This window comes from Actinomyces sp. Z5 (genome assembly GCF_003287795.1).
GTDB classification, from domain to species: domain Bacteria; phylum Actinomycetota; class Actinomycetes; order Actinomycetales; family Actinomycetaceae; genus Actinomyces; species Actinomyces glycerinitolerans.
Window position 1 is genome coordinate 1 of the sequence record NZ_QMIN01000065.1, and the last position, 4139, is coordinate 4139.

The following is a 4139-nucleotide window of genomic DNA, read 5'->3' on the forward strand; positions in this document are numbered from 1 at the left end:
TCAGTTCGGGGTGGGCAACCAGGGCGACGTAGGCGGCTCCGTCGGAGCTGAGCGCCTGGCCGAGGGTGTCGGGGGAGACGGCGTCGGGATCGGGCTCTCCCGGGATCTCGCCGACGACCACCTCAACACCGAGCAAGCCGGCAGGCGAGTCCAGCACCACCGAGCCGAGTGGACCGAGGTCGACGGTGAGTGTGGAGTCCAGAGTGACCGACCATTCGGCCTCGTGCGGTCCCAGGGGTGAGGACGCGGTCGCGGTGGACACACCAATCGCCAGCGACGCCAGGGTGCTCAGGAGCAGCAGCAGGGCAGTGCGCACGCCCTTGCGGAACCGGGCCGTGCGGGATCGCCACCAGCGGCGAGGGCCGTCATGCAGCTGGCCGAGCCGTCCGGTGAGAACGCCGCGGGTGTCCCGCCGAGCCTTAGGCACGCCGGTCAGCTCCGCTCCCCCGCCGTTAGGCGCGCGGCCAGGTCCGCGACGAATGTGGCCGTGTCCTCCCAGGTGTCCACCGCCTGGCAGGGCACGCCCAGCGCTTTGACCGGGTAGTCGTTGCCTTCGGGGTCCAGCCGGTCACCCACGAACAGCATCTGCTTCAAGGGGATGCCGGTGACCTCGGCGAGCCGGTTCATGCCGTAGGCCTTGTCGATGCCCTTGCGGGTGATGTCCACGCTGGTGGAGCCGCCGGAACGGACCTCCAGGTCTGGTAGTAGGGCGGCGACGGCGTCACGCAGGCGGCCCTTCTTCTCCCCCGTGGGGTCCCAAGCCTGTTTGGCGTCCAACGGTGCCTCCTGTCCCAGGGCGGAGAAGGTGATCTGACTGCCGCGGTCCTCCAGGGCCGGTCCCCAGGTGTGCTCCTCCCACAGCCCCAGACGGCGGGCCTCCGCCTCGACGACGGTGCACGCCTGCTTAACCTGGGCGGGCGTGAGGTCGTTGGCGTAGACCAGCGTCCAGTCGCCGTCATCGGAATTGTGCGTGTAGTAGCGGGTGCCGCAGGTGGGCATGAGGTGGAGCCGACCCAGCTCGTCGTCGCTGGCGTTCAGACGGGCGAGTACCTGCTCACGGAACTGCCCGATCTGACCACCGGAGATGATGCACACTGGCACGACGTCCAGCAGGGCACGCAGCGCAGTGGCCATGGGCTCGGGCATCGGCGACTTGGAGGGGGCGAGCGTCCCGTCCAGGTCGAAGGCGACCAGCCGGGGTGCAGCGGGTGTGTCGGCGGCGGCGGGCCGCAGCGGAGTCGAGCGCATGGGGTGCATTGTGGCGCACGTTTGCGCTGCTACGAAACCAGGTCCGGGCGCGGGAGTGTCCCGTATCCTCACCGATCGTCCTGCGGGTGCTTGAGGTGCTCGTGGGCGGCAGCCAGCGCGGCCTCCCGGGCCTCAACGTCCTCACGGCGTCCGCGCACGACCAGGGCCGTCACGGAGACGGCCAGACCGCCCCAGATGATCACGATGGCGACGAGCATTACGGCGATTGCCGGTCCGGTCATCTCACTTCACCTCCTCAAGCACATCCAGGTTAAGAGGCGCGTAGTCGTCTACCGGCGTGCGCCAGGGCATGCGTGTGAACACAATCGTGGCGACTACGACGAGGAAGATCACGCCCCATCCGAACACACCCTGCAGACCGGCGGAATACGCGTCATAGCCGTTGGTCGCATAGGACCAGACGTTCTGGACGAACATGTAGCCCAGGAGCAGCGGGGCGATTACCGCCACCAGGCCACGCCACCAGCCGCCAATGATGCGGGTGTCGGAGACCAGGTTGAGATGACGCTGCAGCTCCTTCAGCCGACGCAGCACCAGGCCAAGGCCGACGCACATGACAATGGCGGAGCCGACCACGCCGATGTAGTTGATGTAGGCGTCGACGATATCCAGATCCCACAGTCCCGAACCGGTGCTGAACAGGATGAATGACAGCGCGGCACTGGGCAGTCCGGCCGCCAGCGTGGCCTTGCCGTTGGACAGGCCGAGCTTCTCACCGATGGCGGGAGCGACCACCTGCAGGATGGAGATGAAGGAGGTCAGCCCCGCCATTGAGAAGGAGGCGAAGAACAGGACACCGAACAAGGCACCGCCCGGCATCTGCGAGATGACGGTCGGGAAGGTGATGAAGGCAAGCCCGACGCCCTGGATGCCCTCAAGGTCGGCCACCGACACGCCCTCGACATGGGCCATGAACCCCAGCGTGGCGAACACGCCAATACCGGCGAGGATCTCGAAGGAGGAGTTGGCGAAGGCGGCGGTGAAGCCGGTACCCACCAGGTTGGAACGGCGCTTGAGGTAGGAGGCGTAGGTGAGCATGATGCCGAAGCCGATGGACAGGGAGAAGAAGATCTGTCCGAAGGCGGCCACCCACACGGTGTAATCAGTCAGCCGACTCCAGTCGGGGGTGAACAGAGTGTTCAGGCCGTCCGTAGCTCCGGGCAGCAAGATGGCCCGGATCACCAGGATGACGAACATGACTACCAGTACGGGCAGGAATACCCGGTTGGCGCGCTCCACGCCGCGAGATATGCCGCGGGCCACGACGAAGATGCCGAAGGCCCACACCAGCGCCAGCGGGATGGCGACCCCCAGGATCGGAACCGGCGAGTACGCCGGAGTGGAAGGGTCGGCCAGACTGGTCTGGCCGATGTAGTCGCTGAAGAAGCCTGCGGCGTCGTCGCCCCAGGCGGTGGTGAAGGAGAACACCGTGTAGCGTAGCGCCCAGGCTACGATCACGGCGTAATAGGTCATGATGATAAAACAGATGAACACCTGCCACCAGCCGAGCCACTCGAACCGCTTGGATACCCGGCGGAAGACGGCCGGAGCAGAACCGCGGAAACGGTGTCCGAGCGCGTAGTCGAGGAAGAGCACGGGCAGGCCGGTGATCAACAGGGCGATGATGTAGGGGATCATGAAAGCGCCACCGCCGTTGGTGTAGGCGGTGCCGGGGAAGCGCCAGATGTTGCCCAGACCGATCGCGGATCCGATGGCAGCCAAGAGGAATCCGAGTTGTCCGCTCCACTGCTCGCGTGCGGGCATCTGTACGGCGGTTGAGGATCCGGGGCTGGATGGCATTAAGAACCTTCCGGGTTGTGGGTAACCGGCAAGCCGGCCGCCGGTGCCGAAGGCACAGGCCTAGAATCGCTAGGACGATAGTCGCAGATGGAGCACCTGCCTATGACGTCCCGCCATCCGGACAGGATTAGATGGCACGACTTGGGTATCTCCACCCCCGAGCTGGCACGGCATGTGCGAGACTGGCCTGTCGCACTCGCAGCACTGCTCGGCACCGCCGGAGCTGCTGACAGCGCAACGTTGACGGACAACTGAAAGGACAACCATGGCCACGCCTCACATTGCCGCCGAGCCCGGCGACTTCGCCCCTGCGGTGCTGATGCCCGGAGATCCGCGCCGCGCCCAGCGCATCGCGGAGGGACTGTTGGATGATGCCCGCCTGGTTACGGATGTGCGTGGCATGCTCGGTTTCACCGGCACCGTAGACGGCAAGCCGCTGTCGGTGATGGGGTCGGGCATGGGGCAGCCGTCCTTCTCCATTTACGCTACTGAACTGTTCAGCCAGTATGGGGTTGAGCGAATCATTCGCGTGGGCACGGCCGGTGGCATCGGCAAGCAGGTGCATGTGGGTGATGTTGTGATTGCCACCGGAGCCCACACCGATTCGGCGATGAACCAGCTGCGCATCCCCGGCGTGAACTTCTCGGCCGTCGCCGACTTCCGCCTAGCCATGGCCGCCTATCGCGCGGGCGTCGAGGCCGGCATGGGCGAGCGGCTGCACACCGGCACGATCATCTCCCGCGATCACTTCTACTTCACGCCCGAGGGGCAAACGGAGCGTCTGTCCGCCTACGGGACCCTGTGCGTTGAGATGGAGGCGGCAGCCCTGTACGGGGTGGCGGCCGAGTTCGGCAAGCAGGCGTTGGCGGTGCTGACTATCTCCGACCACCTGCTGGACCACTCCGGTGACATGACCGCAGCCGAACGAGAGACCCGCTTCCAGGACTCGCTCCAGCTCGCGGTCGCCGCTGCCCTGAGCTGATTCCAAACCATCGCCGTCGAGCTGCTGGTGCATGACGCCAGGCGACGACGCGTGGCGGGCCGAGCACCCATTTACGGTGCTCGGCCCG

4 protein-coding genes and 1 pseudogene are annotated in these 4139 nt (G+C 66.2%); 1 reads left to right on the forward strand and 4 read right to left on the reverse strand.

Annotation, left to right across the window (positions count from 1 at the left end; genetic code table 11):
* The 4 genes and pseudogenes from DRB06_RS09030 to DRB06_RS09045 all read right to left on the reverse strand — a co-directional run.
* Positions 1-427, reverse strand: a pseudogene (locus DRB06_RS09030) (serine/threonine protein phosphatase); the annotation flags it as partial.
* 5 nt (positions 428-432) lie between these two features.
* Positions 433-1248 carry an HAD-IIB family hydrolase gene (locus DRB06_RS09035; protein ID WP_111819764.1) on the reverse strand — a complete coding sequence of 272 codons (816 nt, stop codon included), beginning with the start codon at positions 1246-1248 and terminating at the stop codon, positions 433-435.
* A 68-nt stretch (positions 1249-1316) separates the two neighbouring features.
* Positions 1317-1490, reverse strand: coding sequence for a methionine/alanine import family NSS transporter small subunit (locus DRB06_RS09040; protein ID WP_073328060.1), 174 nt, complete (start codon positions 1488-1490; stop codon positions 1317-1319).
* 1 nt (position 1491) lies between these two features.
* Entirely contained in the window at positions 1492-3069 is a 1578-nt protein-coding gene (locus DRB06_RS09045) for a sodium-dependent transporter (protein ID WP_073328059.1), read from the reverse strand.
* Positions 3070-3334: 265 nt separating this feature from the next.
* On the opposite strand from DRB06_RS09045, the gene deoD reads away from it, so the two are divergent.
* On the forward strand, positions 3335-4051 hold the full coding sequence (deoD, locus tag DRB06_RS09050; RefSeq protein ID WP_073328057.1) for a purine-nucleoside phosphorylase: 717 nt from the start codon (positions 3335-3337) through the stop codon (positions 4049-4051).
* Positions 4052-4139 lie beyond the last annotated feature (88 nt).

Bases quoted from the DNA above. Each gene is read 5' to 3' on its own strand.
- DRB06_RS09045 (WP_073328059.1), bottom strand. From the start codon at position 3,069: ATGCCATCCAGCCCCGGATCCTCAACCGCCGTACAGATGCCCGCACGC.
- DRB06_RS09040 (WP_073328060.1), bottom strand. From the start codon at position 1,490: ATGACCGGACCGGCAATCGCCGTAATGCTCGTCGCCATCGTGATCATC.
- DRB06_RS09035 (WP_111819764.1), bottom strand. From the start codon at position 1,248: ATGCGCTCGACTCCGCTGCGGCCCGCCGCCGCCGACACACCCGCTGCA.
- deoD (WP_073328057.1), top strand. From the start codon at position 3,335: ATGGCCACGCCTCACATTGCCGCCGAGCCCGGCGACTTCGCCCCTGCG.